This is a genomic window from Vibrio sp. 1069 (assembly GCF_033340555.1).
The window spans coordinates 1-509 of sequence record NZ_JAWOWP010000989.1 but is presented as its reverse complement, the minus strand read 5'-3'; the positions used below and the strand labels follow the sequence as shown (position 1 = coordinate 509).

General features: G+C 45.0%; 1 protein-coding gene. It reads left to right on the top strand.

Annotation, left to right across the window (positions count from 1 at the left end; translation table 11 throughout):
* A partial coding sequence (locus R7040_RS30195) for an IS630 family transposase (RefSeq protein ID WP_318098155.1) occupies window positions 1-509 on the top strand: 509 nt, incomplete at both ends.

Sequence of the window (509 nt, the reverse complement as noted above, 5' to 3'; positions counted from 1 at the left end):
TCTGAGAAGACGTACTTTCATACCCATCAAATAGTCGCTTATGTGAAAGCCGAGTTTGGTATTCGCTATACCGTTGCAGGCATGAACAAATGGCTACATCATCACGGCTTTTCATATAAGAAGCCGAAAGGTGTACCGCACAAGTTTAATCCAGAGATGCAGCAAGCCTTTATCGAATACTACAACGAGACGCTAAAAAGCAGCGAAGACCCAGTGCTGTTCATGGATGCCGTTCATCCTACGCAGTCAACAAAACTCAGTTCTGGCTGGATACGTAAAGGCCAAGACAAAGTGATTGAGACAACAGGCAGTCGAACTCGTCTTAATATTATCGGTGCGTTACCGCTTCAAAATATTGGCGCAACGGTGACAGACACGTATGACACGATAAACAGCGAGAGCATTGTTCGCTTCTTCTGGAAGCTCAAAAAGGAGCATTATCCGTTGGAGCAAAAAGTTCACCTAGTGCTTGATGGTGCCGCCTATCATCAGTCAGAGTTGGTGAAAAA